At 22.7% G+C, this 1,018-nt stretch carries 1 protein-coding gene; it reads right to left on the reverse strand.

Features of this window, described 5'->3' with window-relative positions:
• Positions 1 to 81 precede the first annotated feature (81 nt).
• Positions 82 to 765, reverse strand: coding sequence for a hypothetical protein (locus BM384_RS17175; protein WP_090015507.1), 684 nt, complete (start codon positions 763 to 765; stop codon positions 82 to 84).
• Positions 766 to 1,018 lie beyond the last annotated feature (253 nt).

Genomic DNA, 1,018 nt, shown 5'->3' on the forward strand with positions numbered 1-1,018 from the left:
GACAAATCTATAAATCTCTATTTCTGAAATTTGTTATTTTTTAGTACACTTTTCTAAGGTTTTATAACATTTTTGTAACTGTTACTTAACCTCCTTTTCCTTTGATAAATTATATTTTTTATCTAATAATTCAGCTTCAATATTCTTTCCCACTTTAAGATAATATCCTTCTGTAGAGTTATTCTTCAGCCAGCTATAAAATTCATTTCCATCTTTTTTATTACTATAATAACTTTTTATTAATTCTACTATCTTATCACTTTCATCATCACTATTCTCAATATATTTTTCACTTTTTTGTCCTTTTAAATCATTTACTTGTTCTTTATAATCAATACTTTCTATTTTGGAATTATCCACTATTTTTATGTTTTCTTTTTCCAAACTATATCCAATAAATTCATTATCAGTTTTCTCAATGGAAATAAACTTTTCACATGTCTTATCTTCATAATAAATTTCTGCAATTTCATACTTATTATTACCATTAATATATTGTTGTAATTTACTCAAAGTAAAACACATCCCATTATAAATAATCATCCAACCCATAAATATAAAAATAAATAATACTACAACAAATGTAATTATTTTATCTAGAGTTTCTTCTGCTTTTATATTTTTTATAATATAGCTGCTAATAAAAATTATCACAAAATATATAAAATACAATAACTCATTTTTCTTACTCGAATAATTAGTTTTATTACCACACTCACATATCAAAAAAAGAGCACTTCCATTAATGATAATTAAAAGTAGCATCTCACCCCCCTACTTTTATGCTCTTTACTTTATTATATATTTTTTCTAACTTTGTATATCTTCCGACCAATTTATTAATGCCATCTATGAAACATTTATTTTCTACTAAAATACGTCCAATAGTACATCAAAATCTTCCAATGATTATTGCCAAAATAATATGTATAGACCAGTTATACAAAAAAATAAAAAATTTTAAAAAGTAATTTTTTAAAAAAGGGTACACTTAATAAACCATTACTATTTTACGAAT

Source organism: Clostridium sp. DSM 8431 (assembly GCF_900116755.1).
GTDB lineage: Bacteria > Bacillota > Clostridia > Clostridiales > Clostridiaceae > Clostridium.